21 protein-coding genes are annotated in these 22,770 nt (G+C 74.7%); 9 read left to right on the top strand and 12 right to left on the bottom strand.

From position 1 onward, the window contains the following. Positions 1-32: 32 nt before the first annotated feature. The 5 genes from AB0J53_RS37970 to AB0J53_RS37950 form a co-directional block, all read right to left on the bottom strand. A complete protein-coding gene (locus tag AB0J53_RS37970; protein ID WP_364181382.1) occupies positions 33-1,178 on the bottom strand; it encodes an FAD-dependent monooxygenase in 1,146 nt (381 codons plus the stop codon). Between the two features lie 121 nt (positions 1,179-1,299). Continuing rightward, positions 1,300-2,238 carry an AfsR/SARP family transcriptional regulator gene (locus AB0J53_RS37965; RefSeq protein ID WP_364181380.1) on the bottom strand — a complete coding sequence of 313 codons (939 nt, stop codon included), beginning with the start codon at positions 2,236-2,238 and terminating at the stop codon, positions 1,300-1,302. A gap of 140 nt (positions 2,239-2,378) precedes the next feature. Then, on the bottom strand, positions 2,379-3,050 hold the full coding sequence (locus tag AB0J53_RS37960; RefSeq protein WP_364181377.1) for a response regulator transcription factor: 672 nt from the start codon (positions 3,048-3,050) through the stop codon (positions 2,379-2,381). Then, positions 3,032-4,153 carry a hypothetical protein gene (locus AB0J53_RS37955; protein ID WP_364181374.1) on the bottom strand — a complete coding sequence of 374 codons (1,122 nt, stop codon included), beginning with the start codon at positions 4,151-4,153 and terminating at the stop codon, positions 3,032-3,034. Before AB0J53_RS37955 ends, AB0J53_RS37960 begins: the two co-directional genes overlap by 19 nt. After that, positions 4,150-5,304, bottom strand: a complete 1,155-nt coding sequence (locus AB0J53_RS37950) for an ATP-binding protein (RefSeq protein WP_364181371.1) — start codon at positions 5,302-5,304, stop codon at positions 4,150-4,152. Before AB0J53_RS37950 ends, AB0J53_RS37955 begins: the two co-directional genes overlap by 4 nt. A gap of 127 nt (positions 5,305-5,431) precedes the next feature. On the opposite strand from AB0J53_RS37950, the gene AB0J53_RS37945 reads away from it, so the two are divergent. Further along, entirely contained in the window at positions 5,432-6,466 is a 1,035-nt protein-coding gene (locus tag AB0J53_RS37945; protein WP_364181369.1) for a hypothetical protein, read from the top strand. Here the strand turns inward: AB0J53_RS37945 and AB0J53_RS37940 are convergent. Further along, positions 6,438-7,388, bottom strand: a complete 951-nt coding sequence (locus tag AB0J53_RS37940) for a TauD/TfdA family dioxygenase (RefSeq protein WP_364181366.1) — start codon at positions 7,386-7,388, stop codon at positions 6,438-6,440. The genes AB0J53_RS37945 and AB0J53_RS37940 overlap by 29 nt on opposite strands. 199 nt (positions 7,389-7,587) lie before the next feature. Here AB0J53_RS37940 and AB0J53_RS37935 point away from each other — a divergent pair, with 199 nt between their 5' ends. The 7 genes from AB0J53_RS37935 to AB0J53_RS37905 all read left to right on the top strand — a co-directional run bounded on the left by AB0J53_RS37935 (position 7,588) and on the right by AB0J53_RS37905 (position 15,219). Next, entirely contained in the window at positions 7,588-8,337 is a 750-nt protein-coding gene (locus AB0J53_RS37935) for a GntR family transcriptional regulator (protein ID WP_364181363.1), read from the top strand. Then, positions 8,328-8,555: a ferredoxin family protein gene (locus tag AB0J53_RS37930; RefSeq protein WP_219510645.1), complete on the top strand. Its 228-nt coding sequence runs from the start codon at positions 8,328-8,330 to the stop codon at positions 8,553-8,555. The genes AB0J53_RS37935 and AB0J53_RS37930 overlap by 10 nt, the downstream gene beginning before the upstream one ends. Before the next feature lie 8 nt (positions 8,556-8,563). Beyond that, positions 8,564-9,952 carry an ABC transporter substrate-binding protein gene (locus tag AB0J53_RS37925; RefSeq protein WP_364181360.1) on the top strand — a complete coding sequence of 463 codons (1,389 nt, stop codon included), beginning with the start codon at positions 8,564-8,566 and terminating at the stop codon, positions 9,950-9,952. Next, positions 9,949-10,725: an ABC transporter permease gene (locus AB0J53_RS37920; protein ID WP_219510647.1), complete on the top strand. Its 777-nt coding sequence runs from the start codon at positions 9,949-9,951 to the stop codon at positions 10,723-10,725. The genes AB0J53_RS37925 and AB0J53_RS37920 overlap by 4 nt, the downstream gene beginning before the upstream one ends. Continuing rightward, on the top strand, positions 10,722-11,471 hold the full coding sequence (locus tag AB0J53_RS37915) for an ABC transporter ATP-binding protein (protein WP_364181356.1): 750 nt from the start codon (positions 10,722-10,724) through the stop codon (positions 11,469-11,471). The genes AB0J53_RS37920 and AB0J53_RS37915 overlap by 4 nt, the downstream gene beginning before the upstream one ends. After that, positions 11,472-14,147, top strand: a complete 2,676-nt coding sequence (locus tag AB0J53_RS37910) for a fumarate reductase/succinate dehydrogenase flavoprotein subunit (RefSeq protein ID WP_364181353.1) — start codon at positions 11,472-11,474, stop codon at positions 14,145-14,147. A gap of 163 nt (positions 14,148-14,310) precedes the next feature. Then, positions 14,311-15,219, top strand: coding sequence for a hypothetical protein (locus AB0J53_RS37905; RefSeq protein WP_364181350.1), 909 nt, complete (start codon positions 14,311-14,313; stop codon positions 15,217-15,219). Between the two features lie 15 nt (positions 15,220-15,234). Here the strand turns inward: AB0J53_RS37905 and AB0J53_RS37900 are convergent, their stop codons facing one another. From AB0J53_RS37900 to AB0J53_RS37890, 3 genes are all read right to left on the bottom strand, one after another. After that, a complete protein-coding gene (locus AB0J53_RS37900; RefSeq protein WP_364181347.1) occupies positions 15,235-16,185 on the bottom strand; it encodes a sulfotransferase in 951 nt (316 codons plus the stop codon). Positions 16,186-16,289: 104 nt separating this feature from the next. After that, on the bottom strand, positions 16,290-16,463 hold the full coding sequence (locus AB0J53_RS37895; RefSeq protein ID WP_364181345.1) for a CstA-like transporter-associated (seleno)protein: 174 nt from the start codon (positions 16,461-16,463) through the stop codon (positions 16,290-16,292). Beyond that, positions 16,460-18,562, bottom strand: a complete 2,103-nt coding sequence (locus AB0J53_RS37890) for a carbon starvation CstA family protein (RefSeq protein WP_364181342.1) — start codon at positions 18,560-18,562, stop codon at positions 16,460-16,462. The genes AB0J53_RS37895 and AB0J53_RS37890 overlap by 4 nt, the downstream gene beginning before the upstream one ends. A gap of 165 nt (positions 18,563-18,727) precedes the next feature. On the opposite strand from AB0J53_RS37890, the gene AB0J53_RS37885 reads away from it, so the two are divergent. Then, complete coding sequence (locus AB0J53_RS37885; protein WP_364181339.1) at positions 18,728-19,468, top strand: class I SAM-dependent methyltransferase; 741 nt, start codon at positions 18,728-18,730, stop codon at positions 19,466-19,468. Here the strand turns inward: AB0J53_RS37885 and AB0J53_RS37880 are convergent. The 3 genes from AB0J53_RS37880 to AB0J53_RS37870 are packed head-to-tail and all read right to left on the bottom strand — an operon-like array spanning position 19,447 to position 22,714. Continuing rightward, the gene (locus AB0J53_RS37880) at positions 19,447-20,250 is read right to left on the bottom strand and encodes an ABC transporter permease (RefSeq protein ID WP_364181336.1); all 804 of its coding nucleotides are present in this window, start codon (positions 20,248-20,250) and stop codon (positions 19,447-19,449) included. The two genes, AB0J53_RS37885 and AB0J53_RS37880, sit on opposite strands and share 22 nt — an antisense overlap. Further along, positions 20,247-21,176 carry an ABC transporter permease gene (locus tag AB0J53_RS37875; protein WP_364181333.1) on the bottom strand — a complete coding sequence of 310 codons (930 nt, stop codon included), beginning with the start codon at positions 21,174-21,176 and terminating at the stop codon, positions 20,247-20,249. Before AB0J53_RS37875 ends, AB0J53_RS37880 begins: the two co-directional genes overlap by 4 nt. Next, positions 21,173-22,714, bottom strand: coding sequence for an ABC transporter substrate-binding protein (locus AB0J53_RS37870; protein ID WP_364181330.1), 1,542 nt, complete (start codon positions 22,712-22,714; stop codon positions 21,173-21,175). Before AB0J53_RS37870 ends, AB0J53_RS37875 begins: the two co-directional genes overlap by 4 nt. Between the last annotated feature and the right edge of the window lie 56 nt (positions 22,715-22,770).

Genomic DNA, 22,770 nt, shown 5'->3' with positions numbered 1-22,770 from the left:
CCTGGCCCTCTGCCCACGCACCCGTACCTCACTCACCAGGCGAACGGCCGGGCGATCCGCGAGCCGAGCCATCCGGCCCGGTAGTAGAGCCGGGGCGGGACGCGCGACAGCAGCGGCGAGTGGCGGCGGCCGAGCAGCGTGAGCAGGTGCTCCGGCGGCAGGCCGACGTAGCGGTCCAGGTTCTCGTACCAGCGGGCGCTGTAGCGGGCCGCCCGCTGCGTCGGCCGGATCGCGGCCATGCGCTCGCGCTCGAACCAGGCCAGCGCCTCGGGCAGCCGGGGGGTGTTGTGCAGCGCGTGGACCAGGAACGCCGCGTCCCCGAGCGCGAGCGCCGTGCCCGCGCCGATCGAGTAGTGCGTGGTGTGCGCGGCGTCGCCCAGCAGGACCAGGTTGCCGCGATGCCACGTCCGGTTCGTCACCGTGCGGAAGCGCTGCCAGCGCCCGCCGCCCCCGCCGATCAGCGGGTGCCCGTCGAGGACCTCGGCGAACAGCTTCTCCAGCAGCGCCAGCCCGTCGGCCTCGCCCGCCTCGTCCAGCCCCAGTCCCCGCCACGTCTGCGGGAAGCACTCCACCACGCAGGTGCTGTTCGCCTTGCCGTACGGGTAGCCGTAGCACCAGATCCAGCCGTGCTCGGTCTCGGTGAAGGCGAAGGTGAAGGCGTCGAAGACCTTGGTGGTGCCCAGCCACACGTACGGGTCGCGGCCGGTCGCCACGTCGGTGCCGAAGTGGTCCGCGTGGCGTTCGCGCAGCGCGCTGCCCGCGCCGTCACCGGCGATGACCAGGTCCGCCCCGGCCAGCTCCTCCTCGGCGGCGATCTCGTGCTCGTACGCGATCCGCACGCCGAGCGAGCGGGCCCGGTCGGCGAGGATGGCCAGCAGCTCGCGGCGGCCGATGCCGAGCCCTTCCTCGGCGTTCTCCAGCGTCACCGTCGCGCGGTCGTGGACCCGCATCAGCCAGCTGTCCCAGTGGACGGAGCCGTCCACGATGGCCCGCGCGGTCTCGGGGTCGGTGCTGAGCAGCCTGTCACGCAGGTCGCCCCAGAACGTCACGCCCCACCCGTAGGTCGAGCCCTCGGGGTTGCGCTCGTAGACGGTGATGTGCCGGGCGGGGTCCACCAGCTTCATCAGGATCGAGAAGTACAGGTTGGCCGGCCCGCCGCCGACGCAGGCGATGTGCACGAGGAACCCCTAGGTCACTGAACGTCACTTCTTATGACGCACAGTAACAGCCAGTCGGGCGGGGCCTCCGGCAGCGGCCGTGGCCCGGCGGGTTCGAGCGGGCGCACGCGCGGCAGGCCGGTCAGCGCCGCCGCGGCGAGCGCCGGGCACGGCGGCGGGTCCGGCAGCCCGGGCAGGAGGAACACGTGACCGGCGGGCTCCACCGGCAGGCGCCGGAGGCCGGCCGCGATGCCGCCGGGACGACGGGCGCGGCCACCGTCACCCGCCGGGGCGGGACGTCCAGGCCGCAGCCCAGATCCGGAGCGGGGTCGAGAGCGGGGTCGCGGCGCAGGACCGCCTGCTGCAGCCGGCGCAGCAGGGGCCCCGGCTCGATGCCCAGCTCGTCGATCATGACGCGGCGGGTCTCCTGGTAGACCTCCAGCGCCTCCGGCGACCGCGAGGCCCGGTACAGCGCCAGCATGAGCTGGGCGCGCGGGCGCTCCCGCAGCGGGTGCGCCCGGACGTGCGCGAGCAGCACCGGCACCACCGCGTGGTGGTCACCGGCCGCCAGCCGCAGGTCGACGTGGTCCTCCAGCGTTGTCAGGCGCTCCTCCTGGAGGCGGGCCGACTCGGCGTGCGCCCACGAGGCGTTCATGCCCGCCAGCGCGTCGCCCCGCCACAGCGCCAGGGCCCGCCGGAACAGGCCGTCGGCCGCCGCGACCTCGCCCCGCGCCCGCGCCTCCCGCGCCCGCCGGGCCAGCAGCGAGAACAGGTGCGCGTCGACGCTCTCGCGGGCCAGGTTCAGCTGGTAGCCGCCCGCGACCGTCGCGATGATCTCCTCGTCCTGGTGCGGCGCCAGCAGGCCGCGCAGCTTCGACACCACGATGTGCAGCTGCTTGCCGGCCGTCGTCGCCGTGCTCTCACCCCACACCTGGGCCAGGAGCTGCTCGGCCGGAACCGGCCGGCCGGCGCTCAGCGCCAGCCGCGCCAGCACGCCGACCCGCCGCTCACCGGCCAGCCCGGCCGGCTCGCCGTGCGCGGTGATCTCCCAAGGCCCCAGGATCTTGATCTCCAGCCCCACGCGGGCTCTCCCTGTCGCTCGCCGACGGCGGGGGAAACGGAGAACGAAGGGACACCCCCTCGCCCCCGCCGCAGTGGGTGTCCGCGCCACCGGGGGAAACACTACGCAGGCGCGGCCGGGCCCGGTGTCGGGTGAACGCCCTACAAAACGGGCTCGTTGAGCTCGGCCAGCGTGATCACGCCGTCGTCGAGCGCCCGCCCGACGAGCTCGCTCTTGGTACGGGCCGCGCGCCCCGCGTTGGCGTACTTGATCCGGACGCGCGTGATGTAGGTGTCGACCGTCTTGACGGTGATGTTGAGCTTCGCGGCGACGAGATCCTTGGACGAGGACACGAACCAGGCCCGCAGCACCTCGGTCTCGCGCTGCGACAGCCGGGGCCGGTCGGGGGAGTCGTCGGCGATGATCGCCCCCGACAGCGACGGACCCGTGTACGGCTCGCCGCGCGCCGCCGCCCGGATCGCCGGCACCAGATGCTCGGGGCCCTCGCGCTTGGTCAGGTAGGCCAGCGCGCCCAGGTCGACGCACTTCATCGCGGTCGCGTCGTCGGTGTGCTGCGAGTAGACGATCACCCGCCTGCCGTTGTCGACCAGCCGGCGCAGCTCGCCGAAGTCGGGCCGGCGCGGCACCAGCTCCAGGTCGAAGATCACCACATCGGCGGAAGCGCCGGGGCCCGTCCACACCTCGGCCAGCCGGTCGCCCGCGTCGATGAGCTCGATCGGCGGCACGGCCTCCGCGCACCAGAAGCGGACCCCCGCGGCGATCGCCGTGTGGTCGTCCACGATCACCGCGGTGATCAGGTCGTCGCCTGCCATTGGGCCTCCATCCACACCGTGTCGTCGTCGTGCAGCGCCTCCACCCGCACGCCGGGCGTCGCCGGGCTCGGCACGCCCACCTCGCCGCAGTCGGCCACCACGCTGACCGACACCAGCCCGGCGACCCCCGTGACCGTGACGCGGGCCTTCGAGGCCGCCGTGGCGAGCATGACGACCACGGCCTCGGTCAGGTCGCGGCGGACGGCCAGCGGCGGCGCCGGCCACTGACCCCGCGTGTCGAGCTCCACCACGACGCCCCGCCGGTCGGCCACGTCGACGCAGTGGCGCAGCTCGTGCAGCAGCGGATCGGCGACCGTGTCGGTCTCGGCGAACAGCCGCCGCATCCGCGCCGCCTCGATCGCCGAACGCCGCTGCACCTGCGGGTCCTCCGGGCGGAGCGAGCCGTCGGCCAGCCCCTCCAGCAGCGGGATCGTCGTCGCCGACAGCTCGGCGAAGCGCTGCTGCCTGCGCCGGTGGGACTCGGCGGCGACCGCCTCGGCGACGCGTACCCGCTCGATCTCCGCGCGGGAGGCCGCCGCGGCGGCGCTGAGGCCGTGCAGGAGGCCCGCGACCACGGCCACGCAGAGCGGGAAGCCGATCACGGTCACCGAGCCGGTGGCGAACCGGGCCAGCGCGGCCCGGCTCGGCTCGTGCAGCACGAGCACGTTCAGCAGCGCGGTCAGCTCGTGCGCGAGCAGGAACGACACCGTGACGCGCAGTGGGCGGTCCAGCAGCACGACGACGCCCACCCAGTTGGCCGCGCCGAAGATCCAGTCGACGGTGGTCGAGGTCCGCCCGTCGGGCAGGGTCGCGTACGACAGCAGGGACGCGGCCAGCACGACGGCGACGGCGGGCAGGCGCAGCCGGCCCCACGAGCGCCGCCGCACGAGCAGCGCCGCCTCCCCGGCCAGCACCGCGACCAGCAGGCCCAGCGCGGCGACCTGGGCGAGCGGCGTCCCGTACTTGTCCAGGTGGCGCAGCAGGTTGGCGAGCCCGAGTCCGGCCACGATCGCCAGCGCGACCAGCAGCGTCGCCACGCGCAGGCCGCGCCGCAGCCGCGCCCGCGTCGCCTCCTCCTCCACGGCCTCGCCCATCGGGGTCATCGGTCCGCGCCACCGGCCGGGGCGGGCCATTCCAGGCTGACCAGGGTGCCCTCGCCCTCGGCGGAGGTGATCGTGGCGGTGCCGCCGACGCGGCTCATCCGGCCGCGCAGCGACTCGCGGATGCCGCGCCGGGTGAGCGGCACCCGCGCGGGCGCGAACCCCCGGCCCCGGTCGGCGATGTCGAGCCGCAGCGCCCGCGCGTCGCCCTCCAGCCGCACGCTCGCCCGGCCGGTGCCCGCGTGGCGGCGCACGTTCGTGAGGGCCTCCCCGGCCGCGTCGGCGAGCGCCCGCGCCACGTCCGACGGCAGCCGCAGGCGCTCAGGGGCGTCGAACTCCACGGCCAGCCGCGCCTCGCCGAGCCCGGCCCGCAACCGCTCGACCAGGTCGTCCTCGCCGCCCGGCCGCTGCGGGTCGTCCTCGCCCGGCGGGCGGCCGGCGTCGGAGCGCAGGCGGTCGAGGTCGCGGCGGGCCTGGGGAGCCAGCCAGCCGTCGTCCGAGCGCACCTGGCCGGTGCCGACCATGAGCAGTGTCGTCGCCGCCGTGTCGTGCAGGGAGTTGGCCAGCTCGCGCTCCTCGGCGCGGACCGCCTCGGCCACCAGCGACGCGCCGCGCGCCCGTACGGCCTCGGCCGCCGCCCGGTCGGCGCGGCCGGCGGCGTGGTGGACGAGCACCCAGGCCAGCCGGGACAGCGCCGCCGCCGCGGTCGCCCACATGGCCTCCCTGATCAGCGACTCGCCGCCGGCCAGGGCGACGATCAGCGCCGCCCCGCCTCCGGCGGCCACCGCCGCCGCACCGCCGGCGGCGGGCGGGGTGTGCCACTGCCAGGTCACGCAGGCGAAGGTCACCAGCAGCCGCAGCCAGCCGGTGTTGGTGTCCTCGATGGCGCCGGTCCACGGCACGCTCGAATACAGGCCCAGCAGGACGAGCACGTCGAGGGCGACCGGCCAGGACCCCCGCCCGGCGCGCAGCCACCACGAGAAGCCGCAGGTCCAGGCCGCCGCGACGGCGACGACGGCCGCGGTGGCGGCGAGCTGTTCGCCCTGGGCGCGGAACAGGGCGATCCCGCAGATCGGCGCCAGCGTGGCCAACCGCACCGCGGCCGCGTAGCGGCGGCCGAAGCGCACCAGCAGCAGCGCCGCCTCCCCAGCCACCCGTCACCCTCTCCGCCGGCACCCGCGCGATCTCCGTGACGAAGCCTAACGAGGAAGAGCTCTCATGTTCGCGCTATCGCCAAGCTGCCCGGTTGCCCGGTTTACTCGTACGACGTAGTTTTTACTCATGCGAGTAAACGGAGGCAGGCGGGCGGCGTGGACGCTGGCGGCGCTGGCGCCCCTGTGCGCGGAGCTGACGTTCGGCGCGATCCCGCTGACGATGATCTGGCTGCTGCCGCTGCTGATGCCGATGTACGGCGCCGGCGTGCTGCTGATCAGGGAGGCGGTCCGGCGCACCGGCGGCGGCCGGCCGAGCCTGGTGCTGCTCGGCCTGGTCTACGAGCTGGTCGAGGACGGCGCCGGGCTGCAGGCGCTGACCAGCCCGCGGCTCTACCAGGCCGCCGAGTGGGGGCCGCGCGTGCTGGGCTTCAACACCGGTTACTGGGAGGCGCAGGCGGGCTACCACGTCGTGTTCAGCGTGCTCGTCCCGATCGCGCTCACCGACCTGCTCCATCCCGCCCACCGCGACCGCCCGTACCTGCGGCGCGGCGGGCTGATCGGCGTGGGCGCGATCGCGGTCGCCGGAGTGGTGATGGTGCGGCTGCTCGTCCCGCCCGTCATGGACCCCGGCTACCAGGCGCCGTGGCAGGCGCTCGCCGTGATCGCCGGGGTGAGCGCGCTGCTCGCGGTGCTCGCCCTGCGGGTGCTGCCGGGCCGCACGCCGATGCCGCCGGTGGGGGTGGGCGTGCCGTGCCCGCCGCTCGCCGGGCTGCTCGCCGCGCTCGGCACCGGCGCGTTCCTGGTCCTGCTGATCCCGTACGGCACGCCGCCCGCGTTCGGCGACGGCTCCTGGACCCTGCTGCCGATGGCCCTGGCCGCGCTCGTCGCCGGTGGGGCCGGATGGCTGTTCCACCGCTGGTCCGGCGGCTGGACGGACCGGCACACGATCTGGGCCGCCGGGGGCGCGCTGGTCACGCACACGCTGTTCGGCGGCGTGGTGTTCGCCACCGCGCCCGCCGACCGGCTGGGGCAGCTCGCCCTGGCCGTCCTCACCGTGCTGCTGCTGGTGCTGCTGGCTCGGCGGTCGCCTGCGCGGGCGAGCCCCCCGGCCCCGCCCGCGCGCTCGTGGGTCGTCAGGCGACGACGAGGGACTCGGCGGTGAACTCCCGCCCGGCGACGATCTCGGAGACGAAGCCGTCGGGCCCGACGGGACGGTCGCCGATCAGCGTGACCCGGTGCAGGGTCCGCTGGACGTCGAGGTGGTCGAGGTCCGAGGGGGCGAGGTGGGCCGTGGCCCGGTTGTCCCAGAACGCCAGGCTGCCCGGCTGCCAGCGCCAGCGGACGGTGTACTCGGGACGGGTGATCTGCTCGTAGAGCAGGTCCAGGACCCGCCTGCTCTCCGGCTCGGACAGGCCGACGATGTGGTCGGTGAAGCCCGGGTTGACGAACAGCGCCCGCTCCCCGGTCTCGGGATGCACCCTGACCACGGGATGCACCGAGACCAGCAGGTTGTCGTTGATCCGCTTGGTGAGCCGGCCGTCCTCCTCGTCCGGCCGGTATCCGGCCAGGAAGCGGTGCTCGGCGCGCAGCCCGTCGACGAACGCCCGCAGCGGCGCGGACAGCCCCTCGTAGGCGGCTGCCAGGTTGGTCCAGGTGGTGTCGCCGCCGAACTCCGGCACGGTCTCGGCCCGCAGGATCGAGGCGGCGGGCGGGTTGACCGCGGCGGTGACGTCGGTGTGCCAGCCGGAGGCGTAGGAGTAGCGCTTCTTGCGGTACAGCTCGCGGTAGCCGGGGCCGTAGCGCTCCTCGTAGCGGCGCGGGTCGATGGTGAGGATCTGCGGGAACCGCTCGGGCGGGGCGTCCTCGTGCGGGTGGGCGTGGGTGAGGTCGCCGAACTGGCGGGCGAAGGCGATCTGCCCGGCGTGGTCGAGGGTCTGGCCACGGAAGAAGAGCACCTTGTGGGCGAGCAGGGCCTGGCGGATCTCCTGGACGGTGGTGGGGTCCAGCGGGTGCGCGAGGTCGAGGCCGACGATCTCGGCGCCGATGTGCCCGGCCACGCGTTTGACGGTCAGGATGCTGGTCATGGCCTGATCGTGCGCCATATTCCCTACAAAAACAATAGGCAATTAGGGGAATTCGGGTGGCGGATCTTCCGGCGTCCCCGCGGCGAGCCGCTGCTCGCGCGGCGGGTGGGCCGGGCCGGGTGTGGCGCAATCCTTCCGTTATCCCTATTTACCTACCTGCTTGCTAGGTTATAGCCCAGGCCGAACGGGAGGTGTGGAGATGGGACAGGTCGCGCGACGCCGGGCGGACCGGGCCAGACAGGTCGCCGACCTGCTCAGGCGCCAGATCGTGCACGGAGGCTTCCCCCAGGTCAGGCTGCCGCCCGAGGCCGCGCTGGCCCGCGAGTTCGGCGCCTCGCGCAACACCGTGCGCGACGCCCTGCGCCTGCTGCGCGAGGAAGGGCTGGTCGAGCGCTGCCCCGGCGTCGGCACCACGATCGCCGGCGAGAAGTACCCGCACGGCCTGCACCGGCTGCTCGGCCTCGCCGAGACGCTGGACGAGCACGGCCGGGTGACCAACCAGGTCAGGACCATGACGCTGATCGAGCCGCCGCCCGCCGTGCGCGCCCGGCTCGGCCTGCCCCCGGGCGAGCCCGTCGTCTACCTCGAACGGCTGCGCAGCCTCAACGGCCTGCCGCTCTCGCTCGACCTGACCTACCTCGTCCGCGACGCCGGCGAGCCGCTGTTCGACGCCGACCTGACCAGCAACGACATCTTCGTGCTGCTGGAGCGGATCACCGGCAGCCCGCTCGGCACCGCCGAGCTCACGCTGGAGGCGGTCAACGCCGACCCGCACACCGCGGCCGTGCTCGCCGTCCCGCGCGGAGCCGCGCTGCTCATGGTCGAGCGGCTCACCCACCTGGCCGACGGCAGGCCCGTCGACCTGGAGTTCATCCGTTTCCGCGGCGACCGGCTGACCATGCGCGGGCAGCTCGACCGCGCCACCCAGGAGGAGGGGCGATGGCCCTGATCGACCAGCGGGTCGAGGTGCCCGTGACCATCGACGAGGCGCTGTGCGTCGAGGGCTGCACGCTGTGCGTCGAGGCGTGCCCGCTCGACTCCCTCGCGATCAGCGACGAGACCGGCAAGGCGTACATGTACGTCGACGAGTGCTGGTACTGCGGCCCGTGCGCCGCCCGGTGCCCGGTCGACGCAGTCACCATCAACATCCCCTACCTGCTGCGATGAGGACGACGATGACGCGCGTGCTTCTGGCGGCCCTCGTCCTGCTCGCCGCCGCCGGCTGCTCGGTCACCGGCGGCGGCGCCGACAGGACGACGGTCGTCGTCGGCTACCAGTCCAAGACCATCAACACCGTCACCGCGGGCACCCTGCTGCGCTCGCTCGGCTACCTGGAGAAGCGGCTCGGCGACCGGTACGCCGTCGAGTGGCAGGACCACGACACCGGCGCCCCGATCACCGCCAAGATGGTCGCCGGGAAGATCGACATCGGCTCGATGGGCGACTACCCCCTGCTCATCAACGCCTCCCGCACCCAGGGCGTCCCCGAGGCGCGCACCGAGCTGATCTCCACCACCGGCTACAACCTGCGCGGCGGCCTCAACATGGTCGTCGTGCCGCCCGGCTCCCCGGCGACGACCCTGGCCGACCTGCGCGGGGCCAAGGTGTCGGCCAGCGTCGGCTCCGCCGGGCACGGCACGCTGGTGCAGGCCCTGGAGAAGGCGGGCGTCTCCGGGGTCGAGGTGGTCAACCACCAGCCCGCCGTCGGCGCCTCGCAGCTGGAGGCGGGCGGCGTCCAGGCGTACGCCCAGTTCGTCGCCTGGCCGGGGCTGGTGGTCTTCCAGGGCAAGGGCCGCCTGATCTACGACGGCTCCGCGCTGGACGTGCCGACCTTCCACGGCGTGGTGGTGCGGCAGGCGTACGCGAAGGAGCACCCGGAGGTGGTGGACGCCTTCCTCAAGGCGCAGCTGGACGCCACCCGCTACCTGCACGAGCACCCGCTGGAGGCGGCCGAGACCGTCGCGCGGATCACCGGCCTGCCGCCCGAGGTCGTCTACCTCTACAACGGCCCCGGCGGCATCTCCACCTTCGACGTCACGCTCAAGCCGCAGCTCAAGGCCGCCCACGAGCACGACGTGCCGTTCCTCAAGCGCATCGGCGACGACTTCGCCGGCGTGGACGTCGCCGCCTTCGTCAACGACTCCTACCTGCGCAAGGCGTACGGGCCGGACTACGACAGGGACGTGGCCGCCACCGCGAACCCGGCCGCGATCACCGGGACGGACCCGGTGTGCGGCGGCCCGGTCACCGACCCGGCGACGGCCTCGGAGCTGTGGCTCGACGGCGCCGCCACGACGCGGCCGGCCGCCACGCCCGCCTGCCTGCTGCGCCAGATCGCCGCCGCCCGGGCCGCCGGGACGGCCGTGCGCGCCGCGTACGTGCCCGACACGGTCACGGGCACCCGCTGGTTCGCCGGCCACGCCGTGTGGCTGCGCGCGGGCGCGGACTTCCTGCCCTTCACCACCGCCGAGGGCGCCGCCGCCTACCGCGCGGCGCACCCGGACGCCGAGCCGATCACGTACGAGGACGCCGTGAAGGCGGCGGGCAAGGGGGGCGACACGTGACCGGCTGGGCCGTCAGAGCGGCCTCCGTGCTGGCGGCGGCCGGGCTGTGGCAGGCGCTCACCGCCGCCGACGCCCGGCTGTGGCTCAGGTTCGACCGGCTGCCCACGCTCGACGAGATCGCGGGGGAGGCCGCCCGGCAGCTCGTCACCCCGGTGTTCGCGCTCGACCTGCTGCAGAGCCTGATCCGCATCCTCACCGGGTTCGGGCTGGCCACGGTCGCGGGCGTCGCCGCGGGCATCGCGCTCGGCAGGTCGCCGCGGACCCGGGACGTGCTGCTGCCCCTGCTGGAGGCGGTCCGGCCGATCCCGGCGATCGCGCTGGTCCCGGTGGCGATCCTGCTGTTCCCCACCGACGAGCAGGGCATCGTGTTCATCACCTTCGTCGCCGCGTTCTTCCCGATCCTGGTCAGCACCCGGCACGCCGTCCGGGCGCTGCCCACCCTGTGGGAGGACGCCGTCAGGACGCTCGGCGGGCGCCGCCTCCACGTGCTGCGGCACGTCGTGCTGCCCGGCATCCTGCCCGGCGTGTCCGGCGGGCTGTCGGTCGGGATGGGCGTGTCGTGGATCTGCGTGATCTCGGCCGAGATGATCTCGGGGGAGTTCGGCGTCGGCTACCGCACCTGGCAGGCGTACACGCTGGTGGACTACCCGGCGGTGATCGTCGGGATGCTCACCATCGGCCTGCTCGGCTGGCTCACCTCGGCCGCCGTGGAGCTGGCCGGGCGGCGGGTCACCCGCTGGCTGCCCCGGGCCGCGCGGGACGGTGTGTCATGACCGCGGTGCTGCCCGCCGTCGGGGCCGCCCCCGCCGGGATCGGGTTCACGCTGGAGGGGCTGGCCCTCGGCTACGGCCGCGACCCGGTCGTGCGCGGCGTCGACCTGGACATCGAGCCGGGCGAGGTGCTGGTCGTCGTGGGCGCGTCCGGCTCCGGCAAGTCCACGCTGCTGCGCGCCCTGGCCGGGCTGCTCCCGCCCGCCGCCGGGACGGTCCGCGCCGGCGGCGCCGAGATCACCGGCACCTCGGCCGAACGGGCCATGGTCTTCCAGGACGACGGGCTGCTGCCCTGGCGCAGCGTGCTGCGCAACGTCGAGCTGCCGCTGCGCATCCGCAAGGTCGGCAGGCGGGAGCGGACCGCGGCGGCGCTGGAGTGGATCGACCGGGTGGGGCTGGCCGGGGCCGAGGGCAAGCTGCCGCGCGAGCTGTCCGGCGGCATGCGGCAGCGCGTGCAGCTCGCCCGCGCGCTCGTGGCCGCGCCCCGCGCGGTGCTGATGGACGAGCCGTTCGGCGCGCTCGACGCCCAGACCCGCGCCCAGATGCAACGCCTGCTGCTCGACGTGCTGGCCGGCACCCGCGCGACCGTCGTCTTCGTCACCCACGACGTGGACGAGGCGCTGCTGCTGGCCGACCGGATCGTGGTGCTCGGCGGACCCGGGAACGGGCACGGCATTCGCGCGTCCTTCGCCGTACGCGGCGCCGGCCGGGACGCCGGGCTGCGCGACAGGATTCTGAAGGAGCTGTAGATGGAGATCCCCTCGATCGACGACCGCCTGCACCTGGAGTGCGAGGTGCTCGTCGTCGGCGGCGGCACCGCGGGCACGATGGCCGCGATCACCGCGGCGGAGCGGGGCGCCCGCGTCCTGCTGCTGGAGAAGGCGCACGTCCGTCACAGCGGCGCGCTCGCCATGGGCATGGACGGGGTGAACAACGCCGTCATCCCCGGCAAGGCCACCCCCGAGGACTACGTCGCCGAGATCACCCGGGCCAACGACGGGATCGTCAACCAGCGGACGATCCACCAGACCGCCACCCGGGGCCACGACATGGTCCGCCGCCTGGAGCGCTACGGCGTCAAGTTCGAGAAGGACGAGTACGGCGAGTACGCGGTGCGCCGCGTCCACCGCTCCGGCAGCTACGTGCTGCCCATGCCCGAGGGCAAGGACGTCAAGAAGGTCCTCTACCGGGTGCTGCGCCGCCGCGACATCCGCGAGAAGGTGCGCATCGAGAACCGGGTCATGCCCGTACGGGTGCTCACCTCCGGCGGCCGGGCCGTCGGCGTGGCCGGGTTCGACACCCGGTCCGGGCGGTTCGTCACGGTGAGCGCGGGCGCGGTCATCCTGGCGACCGGCGCCTGCGGCAGGCTCGGCCTGCCCGCCAGCGGCTACCTGTACGGCACGTACGAGAACCCCGCCAACGCCGGTGACGGCCACGCCATGGCCTACCACGCGGGGGCCGAGCTCAGCGGCATCGAGTGCTTCCAGATCAACCCGCTGATCAAGGACTACAACGGCCCGGCCTGCGCCTACGTGGCCAACCCGTTCGGCGGCTACCAGGTCAACAACCGGGGGGAGCGCTTCGTCGACTCCGACTACTGGTCGGGCCAGATGATGGCCGAGGTGGCCGCCGAGATCGCCTCCGCGCGGGGGCCGATCTACCTCAAGCTCACGCACCTGCCGGAGGAGTCCATCGGGGCGCTGGAGAACATCCTGCACACCACCGAACGGCCCACGCGCGGCACCTTCCACGCCGGGCGCGGCCACGACTACCGCACCCACGACGTGGAGATGCACATCTCGGAGATCGGCCTGTGCGGCGGCCACTCGGCCTCCGGGGTGTGGGTGGACGAGCACGGCGCGACGACCGTGCCCGGCCTCTACGCGGCCGGGGACCTGGCCTGCGTGCCGCACAACTACATGATCGGCGCGTTCGTCTTCGGCGACCTGGCCGGCGCGCACGCCGCCGCCCGGGTCGCCGGGTCCGGCGGGTCGCCCGACGCGCTGCCCGCCGATCAGGTCGCCGCCGCCCACGAGCTGGTCTACCGCCCGCTGCGCCACCCGGACGGGCCGCCGCAGCAGCAGGTCGAGTACAAGCTGCGCCGGTTCGTCAACGACTACGTGACGCCGCCCAAGACCGCCGCCAAGCTGGACCTCGCGCTGGAGTCGTTCGAGCGCATGCGCGAGGAGGTCGCCGCGATGGGCGCGCGCACCCCGCACGAGCTCATGCGCTGCGTGGAGGTCGACTTCATCCGCGACTGCGCCGAGATGGCCGCCCGCGCCTCGCTGACCCGCACCGAGAGCCGCTGGGGCCTCTACCACGAGCGGGCCGACCTGCCCGCCCGCGACGACGCGACCTGGCTGTTCCACCTCAACCTGCGCAAGCGCGACGACGGCGCGATGGAGTTCGTCAAACGCCCGGTCGAGCCCTACCTGGTGCCCGTGCCCGAGTACGCGCCCGTGGCCGCCGAACCGGTCGTGCTCGGCGCGCACACCGCCACCCCCGTACGGCGTGCCGCCGCCGCGCCCACCGGCCGGGCCGCCGTCGGCCGCTCGCCGCGCATCCTGGAGCTGCACCGGCTGGCCGAGGAGCAGCCCACCGCCGACCGGCTCGGCCCGTACCTGTCGGACCCCGACCCCAAGGTCAGGCGGGCCGCCGTCGCCACGCTCACCGAGGTCGTCCCCGAGGGCACCGGCGCCGCGCTGGCCGCCGCGCTCGGCGACGCCCACGGCACCGTGCGGCGCGCCGCCGCCACCGCGCTCAAGGAGCTCGTCGAGGTGCTGCCCGCCACGCCCGAGCTGGGCGCCGCCCTGGCCGGGCAGCTCGGCGGGGCCGACGCGGTGGTGCGGGCGTGCGCGCTCGACGTGCTGCGCGCCCTGCGGCTGGCCGGGGCCGAAACCTTCGCCGCAGGGCTCGCCGACCCCGACCGCCGGGTCCGCGTCGAGGCGATCCGGGGGCTGGTCTCGCTCGACGAGGCCGACCGCGTCGCCGGGGCCGCCGCCGACCCGTCGCGCGAGGTGCGCGTGTGGGTGGCCAAGGGGCTGGGGCTCATCGGCAAGCCGTCCGCCGCGCTCGCCGCCCTCTCCGCGCTCGCCGCCGACGCCGACCCGCTCGTACGCGCCGCCGCGCTGGAGGCGTCGGGGGCGACCGGCGCCCCGCTCACCGCCGAGGCGGCGCGGGCGCTCCGCGACCCCGCCTGGGAGGTACGGGTCGGCGCGGCCCGCTGCCTGGCCGCCGCCGAGGCGGAGACCGCCTGCGGGCCGCTCGCCGGGGCGCTGTCGGACGCCAACCTGGACGTGCGCAAGGCGGCCGTGCTCGCGCTGTCGCGCTGGGCGGGCAGGCCCGAGGTGGCCGAGGCGTTGCGCGCCGCCCTGTCCGACCCGGACGCCGACGTCCGCGCCCACGCCCGCGCCGCTCTCCCCTGAGCCGGCCCGTACGCCACCGACGACCACGAGCCCCAGGAGACCCCGGGGCGGACAGGAACCCCCGAGGGGTTGCGGAAGGGAACGACTATGCGTGGAGCAGGGAACGTCCAAGGGAGGGTCAGGGTCCGTGAAGCGCCGTGCGTCGTCGCCTAGTGTCGCGCCCATGTCGATCGATGAGAACGCCTTCCTGCCCGACCCGGACCGCTCCGTGGTGGCGGTCGCGCCGCCGTCACCCGGTGAGGGGCACTGGGCGGGCGCGCCGAGCGCCGTCGCGGCGGACGGGCTGATCTACCTCGCCTACCGGCTGCGCCGCCCGGTCGGGCAGGGGCGCGGGTACGCGGTGGTGGTCGCCCGTTCGGCGGACGGCGAGCGGTTCGAGACGCTGACGACGGTCACGCGCGAGCAGATGGACGCCGAGTCGCTGGAGCGGCCCGCGCTGGTGCGCCTGCCGGACGGGCGCTGGCGGCTCTACCTGAGCTGCGCCACCGAGGGCACCAAGCACTGGCGGGTGGAGGTGCTGGAGGCCGCGGACCCGGCCGGGTTCGACCCGCGCTCGCGCGTCACCGTCCTGCCCGGCGACCCGAAGACCGGGGTGAAGGACACGGTCGTCGTCCAGCGGGACGGCGTCTGGCACCTGTGGGCCTCCTGCCATCCGCTGGCCGACCCCGACGAGGCCGACCAGATGGTCACCGACTACGCCACCAGCGCCGACGGCCTGGAGTGGACGTGGCACGGCACGGCGCTCAGCGGCAGGCCGGGCCTGTGGGACGCGCGCGGGGTGCGGGTGAGCGCGGTGCGGTTCGCCGCAGACCGGGTGCTGGCCTTCTACGACGGCCGGGCGGACGCCGCGGAGAACTACGAGGAGCGCACCGGCGTCGCCGTCGGCGCGGGCCCGGCCGAGCTGACGCCGGTGGGCGGGGCGCCCGCGGCCGCCTCCCCGCACGGCGGAGGCGGCCTGCGCTACCTGGACATCGTCGACCTGCCCGGCGGCGGCGTACGGCTGTACTACGAGTTCACCCGCGCGGACGGCGCGCACGAGCTGCGCACCGAACTGCGCACCGAACTGCGCTGACCGGGCGGCGCGGCGTCAGCTCCGGCGGCCGTTGCGCGCCTGCCGCTGGCCGGGCGGCCGGACGCCGACGAGGCCGCCGGAGCGCGGCCGGTGCCGGAGCCAGTCGCCGTAGTCGTCGCCGGTGAGCTCCTGGAGCAGCCGGATGTCGTCGGCGAAGCAGGGGATGAGCCGCTGCCGCTGCTCCCACTCCAGCGGGCGGCGGGCCTGGCCGCGCCGCTGGAGCAGGCCCTCGACGGGCCCGGCCAGGGGCGCGGGCAGCCGTCTGCGGAGGGTGGCGAGCACGGCGTGCCGGGCGCCGGCCTGGGGGTGGGCGGTCACGTTCTGCCGGGGCACCTCGGTGAGCACGCCGGTGCGGACGCCGAGGAAGGCGCAGACCTGGTCCAGGGTGGCGGCGGGCCGGTCGACGACGTCGCGGTAGCGGAAGATCAGCACCTGCTCGCGGGGGAACAGGCTGAACAGGTGGGCGAGCTGCTCGCCGTAACGGCCGAGGCCGGTGTAGTGCCAGAAATGCCCCCAGCCGTCGGCGATCCGCTTGGGCTCGGCCTCGCAGGCGCGCACCAGGTCGCCGATGGGCTCCAGCCCGGCCGACCAAAGGTGTGTCCAGTTGGAGTGCGCCCGCTCGACCGGGTCCCGTAACGTCAGGATGATCTTGACCTCAGGGATGAGGGCGTGGATGCGCCGCTGGGCGGCCGTGTCGTACAGGTAGAAGGGGGTGGACTCGCCGGTGAGCGCGCCCGGGGGAGCGTCGGCGAACAGCGCCTCGTAGTCCGTGCGGCGCCAGACGTGCTCGCGGTAGGTGTCGGCGTCGCCCGGGCCGCCCGTGTGCGGGGGCGGGCCGTCGGTGAGGAAGAACTTCGGCTCCTTGACCCGGGACAGGAACAGGTCCGGGTGCCGCCGCAGCGCGGTGTGCAGGGCGGTGGTCCCCGCCTTGGGCACGCCGGCGATCAGGAAATCAGGCAGAGGCACGATCTTTCCCTTCACGAAGGAATAGATGCCTGATTTTCCTACCAATAGTGTGGGTTATTCAAGAGGGCCGGCCGTACGTCCCCGCTGAGGCCGAAAGTTCCGGGTCAGCAGCAGCGGCTCTCCGGCGCCGCCTCGCGCAGGTCCGATCGCCGCCGCTCGTACTCGCGCCGCGACATCGGCGTCCCGCCGTGGGCCGCGTGCGCGTCCGTGTACCGCTCGTAGGCCGCCGTCCCCGTCAGCTCGCGCACGTACCAGCGCAGGAAACGCAGCGCCTTCACGACGACCGCGAGCCCGGGGTGGCGAACAGCCCCGACGGCGCGACGAGGGCCGACTCCACGTACGGGGCCTCCTTGAGCGGCAGCGGCTCGCGGGAGCGGAGCGCGCGCACGCACACCACGGCCGCGTCGGCGATGACGACCAGCACGAGCACGGCGAACAGCGCCGCCAGGACGCCGTCCACGGTGGAGTTGGTGACGACGGTCCGCATCTGGTCGAGGCTCCGCGCCGGGGCCAGCACCCGGCCCGCCGCCAGCGCCTCGGCGTACAGCTCGCGCTGCGCGAAAAAGCCGATCTTCGGGTCGGCGTCGAACACCTTCTGCCAGCTCGCGGTGAGCGTGACCGCGACGTCCCAGGCCAACGGCACGCCGGTCACCCACGCCCAGCGGAGCTTGCCCGACTTGATCAGCAGCGTCGTCGCCAGCGTCAGCGCCACCGCCGCCAGAAGCTGGTTCGCGATGCCGAACAGCGGGAAGAGCTGGTTGATCCCGCCGAGCGGGTCGTTGACCCCCGCCCACAGGAAGTAGCCCCACGCCAGCACCACCACGGCGCTGGTCGCCCACAGGCCCGGCTTCCAGCTCACCCGCCCGATCGGCTTCCATACGTTGCCCAGCGTGTCCTGGAGCATGAACCGCCCGACCCTGGTCCCCGCGTCGACCGTCGTGAGGATGAACAGCGCCTCGAACATGATCGCGAAGTGGTACCAGAACGCCTTGAACGCCGCGCCGCCGAACACCGCCGCCATGATCTCGGAGATGCCGACGGCCAGCGTGGGCGCCCCGCCGGTCCGCGCGATGATCGTGCTCTCCTCCACGGCCGCCGCCGCTGCCGTCAGGTCCTCGGGCGAGATCGTGAACCCGAGCCGCGCCACCGCCGCCGACGCGCTCTCGGCGGTGGACCCGAGCAGCCCCGCCGGGGCGTTCATCGCGTAGTAGAGCCCCGGCTCCAGCACGCTGGCCGCGATCAACGCCATGATCGCGACGAACGACTCGGTGAGCATCCCGCCGTAGCCGATCAGCCGGATCTGCGACTCCTTCTGGATCATCTTCGGCGTGGTGCCCGACGAGATGAGCGCGTGGAAGCCCGACAGCGCCCCGCAGGCGATCGTGATGAACACGAACGGGAACAGCGCCCCGGCGAACACCGGCCCGTCCCCGGTCAGCGCGAACTCGGTCACTGCCTCGTTGCGCAGCACCGGGGCCGCGACCACCACCCCCACCGCCAGCAGCCCGATCGTGCCGACCTTCATGAACGTCGACAGGTAGTCGCGCGGCGCCAGCAGCATCCACACCGGCAGCACCGAGGCGAAGAACCCGTACACGACCAGGCAGACGACCAGCGTCTGCGGGCTGAGCGTGAACACCCCGGCCAGCGCGGAGTCCTGCACCCAGCTGCCGCCCACGATGGCCAGCAGCAGCAGCGCCACCCCGATGACCGACGTCTCGACCACCCGGCCGGGCCGCAGGACCCGCAGGTAGAAGCCCATGAACAGGGCGATGGGGATGGTCATCGCGATGGAGAAGGCGCCCCAGGGCGAGGCGGCCAGCGCGTTGACGACGACCAGCGCCAGCACCGCCAGCAGGATGATCATGATGGCGAAGACCGCGACGAGCGCCGCCGCCCCGCCGATCGGCCCGATCTCCTCGCGCACCATCTGGCCCAGGCTCTTGCCGTCGCGCCGCAGCGAGAAGAACAGCACCACCATGTCCTGGACGGCCCCGGCCAGGATCACCCCCACGATGATCCAGATGGTGCCGGGCAGGTAGCCCATCTGCGCCGCCAGCACCGGCCCCACCAGCGGCCCCGCCCCGGCGATGGCCGCGAAGTGGTGGCCGAACAGCACCCGCCGGTCCGTCGGCTGGAAGTCCACGCCGTTGTCGAGCCGCTCCGCCGGCGTGGCCCTGCGGTCGTCGACGCCGAGCACCGTACGGGCGATGAACCGGGCGTAGAACCGGTACGCGATCGCGTACGAGCCGAGCGCGGCGGCGACCATCCAGACCGCCGACACGCTCTCGCCCCGCGACAGCGCCAGGACGCCCCAGGCGACCGCTCCGGCGATCGCGACCGCCGTCCAGACGACGATCGATCTGACCCTCGACATACGTGATCCTTTCTGACTGCGGGCGGGGGAGCGGCGCTCCTGTCGCAACCTAGAGAAAACTGCGCAGCGTAGTCAGCCGATCACCAAATCCGGTCCTCACGTGTCGCGCTCACCCGGCCGTGAAGCGGTGGACAGCCCGGACGCCGCCGGGTCAGGGTGGGGAGCATGCGACAGGAGGAGATCTGGGACGCCGAGACCGCGCGCCGCTACGACACGCCGGGCACCGGCATGTTCGCGCCGGAGGTGCTCAAGCCCGCGGTCGACCGGCTCGCCGCGCTCGCGGGCGGCGGGCGGGCGCTGGAGTTCGCCATCGGCACCGGCCGGGTCGCGGTGCCGCTGGCCGAGCGGGGGGTGCCCGTCACCGGCATCGAGCTGTCCCGGCCGATGATCGACCAGTTGCGCACCAAGGCCGGCGAGGCGGCGATCCCGGTGGTCGCCGGCGACATGGCGAGCGCGGTCGCCCCGGGCGCGTACTCGCTCGTCTACCTCGTCTACAACACGATCGGCAACCTGCTCACCCAGGCCGAGCAGGTCGCCTGCTTCCGCAACGCGGCCCGGCACCTGTCGCCCGGCGGCCGGTTCGTGATCGAGCTCTGGGTGCCCGAGCTGCGCAAGCTCCCGCCGGGCCAGCAGGCGATGGTCTACCACAGCGAGCCCGGCTACATCGGGCTCGACACCTACGACGTGGTGCGGCAGCTCGTCGTGTCGCACCACTTCACGTTCGGCGACGGGCGGCAGGCGGAGCTGTTCCGCACCCCGCAGCGTTACGTGTGGCCGGCCGAGCTCGACCTGATGGCGCAGCTCGCCGGGTTCGAGCTGGAGTCGCGGCACGCCGACTGGAGCGGGGCGGAGTTCACCGCCGACTCGCGCTCGCACGTGTCGGTCTACCGGCTCCCGCCCGCCTGAGCCGACTGAGCCGCCCGCCGCGCGTCGGCCACGAGCGCGACGGCGAGGCCGGTGACGGCCAGGGCGAGCGCGGGCACGACGGCCAGCCGGGGCGCGGCCACCAGCAGCGGCGTGGCCTCGCTCACCATGCCGCCCCAGTCGGTGTCGGGCGGCGGCAGCCCGGCCCCCAGGAAGCTCAGCGACGTGACCGCGACCAGCGCCCTGGCGAAGTCGGCCGTGGCGACGGTCAGCAGCGGACCGGCCAGCTCCGGCCCGATCGTGCGCCGCAGCAGGTAGAGGCGTGACGCGCCGATGGCCCGCACCGCCAGCACGTGATCGGAGGCGGCCGCCTGCCGGGTCGCGGTGCGGGCGACGAGCCCGCAGCTCACCCAGCCGAGCGGCACCAGCGCGGCCAGCACCGTGCCGTACCCGGGCCGCAGCACGCCCGCCAGCGCGAGCGCCAGCGTGAGCCCCGGCAGGGCGAGCGCCACGGTCGCGGCGAAGCCCAGCAGGCGGTCCGCGACCCCGCCGGCCAGCCCGGCGGCGGCGCCCGTCACCGCGCCGAGCGCCGTCGTGGCCGCCGTCACCGCCAGCGCCACCAGCAGCGACGTACGGCCTGCGGCCGCCGTCCTGGTGAGCAGGTCGCGGCCGAGCTGGTCGGTGCCCAGCCAGTGCTCGCCACCGGGCGGCAGCATGGCCCGCCCCAGGTCGGGCGCGTGCGGATCGTGCCCCGACACCAGTGGCGTGACCAGGCAGAACAGCACGACCGCCGCGAGCAGCGCCTGCCCGGCGCGTCCCCTCATCGCCGCCGCACCCTCGGGTCGCACGCCGCCAGGCACAGCTCCACGCACGCCAGCAGCAGCACGATCGCGGCCCCGGTGACGAGCACGTACGCCTGCACCACCGGCACGTCGCGCTGCCGGATCGCCGTCACCGCGAGCTGCCCCAGGCCCGGCCAGGCGAACAGCGTCTCCACCACCACCGCCCCGGCCAGCAGCTCGGCGAGCACCACCCCGGCGGCGGTGACGGCGTTCGGCGCGGCCACCCGTACGGCGTGCACCAGGACCGTCCGCCGGGCACGCAGCCCCTTCGCGGCGGCCAGCCGGACGAACGGCTGCCGCAGCGCGTCGGCGAGGTCGGCGCGCAGCAGCCGCAGCAGCGTCGCCGCGCCCGCCAGCCCGAGCGTGAGCGCGGGCAGCACCACCGCGCCCGGGCCGGTGTCGCCGCCCGTGGGCAGCGCACGCAGGCCGACCGCCACGACGCTGATCAGCAGGATGCCGACGATGTACGGCGGCACGCCCGTCAGCGCCACCGTCACCAGCGCGATCGCCCGGCTGAGCGGCGCGCGCGGCCGCAGGGCGAGGCGGACCGAGGCGAGCACCGCGAGCCCCACCGCGACCAGCGCCGACGCCCCCGCCAGCCGCAGCGTCGCCGGGACCCGCGAGAACACCTCGGCGGCCACCGGGGACCGGTCGGCGTAGGACCGGCCGAGGTCGCCGCCCGCCACCCCGCCCAGCCAGCGCAGGTAGCGGGTGAACAGCGGCTGGTCGAGGCCGAGCTCGGCCCGCAGCGCCGCCACGCCGGCCGCCGTCGGCTGCACGCCGCCGCGCCGCAGGATCTCCTCAGCCGGGTCGCCCGGCGCCAGCGACGTCAGCAGGAACACCAGCATCGACACCGCCAGCAGCGCGAGGAGCAGCTCCGCGCCGCGCCGCAGGACGACGGCCGTCACCGTCGCGGGACGAGCGCGCCCAGGTCCACCACGTACGCCACGCTCTGCCGCACGCCGCCGACCCGGCTCGTCGTGACGATCGCGTTGTCCTGGTAGGCCAGCGGGATCATCGGCCGGTCGGCCGCGAGCATCCGCTGGACGCGGTGGTACAGCTCGCGCCGGGCGCCCGGATCGGTCTCGACGGCGGCCTCGTCGACCAGGTCGTCGAAGGCGGCGCTGCGGTAGCCGAGCCGCCGCTCGGTGTTCCACGCCGCGTCGGAGCGCAGGAACCGCCGGAACAGGTAGTCGGGGTCGCCGTTCGGCACGCTGTACGCGCTCAGGAAGAGGTCGTAGTCGCCGGCCTCCATCACCGCCTTGGTGGCCTCGGCCACCGTCACGCGGGCGGGCAGCCCCGCCTGCTCCAGCGCGGCCCGCAGCACCTCGGCGATGCCAGGGTACGGGAACTGCCCCGTCTCGGCGGACGAGACGAGGATCGACACCGGCTCGGCCGGCGCGCCGGCGGCGGCGACCAGCTCGCGGGCCCGTCCCGGGTCGTGCGGGGCGCCCAGGCCCGGGGCGGCGAGCTCGCCGAAGACCGGCGACAGGAACGCCCCGCCCGCCGTCGCCGTGCCCCCGAGCAGCGTGCGCGCGACGGCCCGCCGGTCGACGGCCAGCTCGGCCGCCTCCCGTAACCGGGCGTCGGCGAACGGGCCGCGCGAGGCGTTGAACGTCAGGTAGTGCGTCAGCACCGACGGGCTGCGCACCACCCGGAAGCCGGGGTCGGCGGCCACCGCGCCCACCTGCCCCGGCAGCAGCGCGCCCTTGTCGATCAGCCCGTCGACCTCGCCCGCCCGCAGCGCCGCCACGCGCGCGTTCGCGTCGGGGATCACCCGGACCACGATCCGGTCGTAGGCGGGCGCGCCGCCGTGGTGGTGCGGGTTGGCGGCCAGCACCGCCCGCTGCCCCTTCACCCACTCCACGAGCCTGTACGGGCCGGTCCCGACCGGCTGGCCGGTGAAGTCGCCCGAGGCGGCGAACGCCTTCGGCGACTGCACCATGCTGAAGAACCCGGCGATCCTGGCCGGCAGGTCGGCCACCGGTTCGGCCAGCTCGAACGTCACCCTGCCCGCCTCGGCCCGCACGTCGCGGAGCTTGCCGTAGGCCGCCTCCATCCCGGCGTCGAGGCTGAAGAACGCCGACTGGCGGGGCGCGATCCGCAGGAACCGGCGGACGTTGGCGACCACGGCCTCAGCCGTCAGCGGCGACCCGTCGCTGAACCGCACCCCGTCGCGCAGCGTGAACGTCCAGCGCCGCCCCCGCTCGGCCCGCTCCCACGAGACGGCCAGCGCCGGGACCGGCCGCAGCCGGTCGTCCACCGTCACCAGCGGCTCCCACACGCCCAGCGTCTGGTGCGCGTAGTACGGGTCCTGCGGCCCGGCGACGAGGTCACGCGGGGCCGCCAGCGTGAGCTGCCCGGCGCCTGCCTGCTCCGGCGCGCCGCAGCCCGCCAGGACCGCGCCCAGCAACGCCAGCAGCAGGATCGTGGCTCGTCCTCGCACCCTGATCTCCCGTCCGCGTCCCGGCCGGTCGGCATGCCCGGCACGCAAACGATAAC

The sequence above is a fragment of the Nonomuraea sp. NPDC049725 genome, assembly GCF_040674795.1.
In the GTDB taxonomy this organism is placed as follows: domain Bacteria; phylum Actinomycetota; class Actinomycetes; order Streptosporangiales; family Streptosporangiaceae; genus Nonomuraea; species Nonomuraea ceibae.
This window is presented reverse-complemented; position numbering and strand designations above follow the sequence as displayed.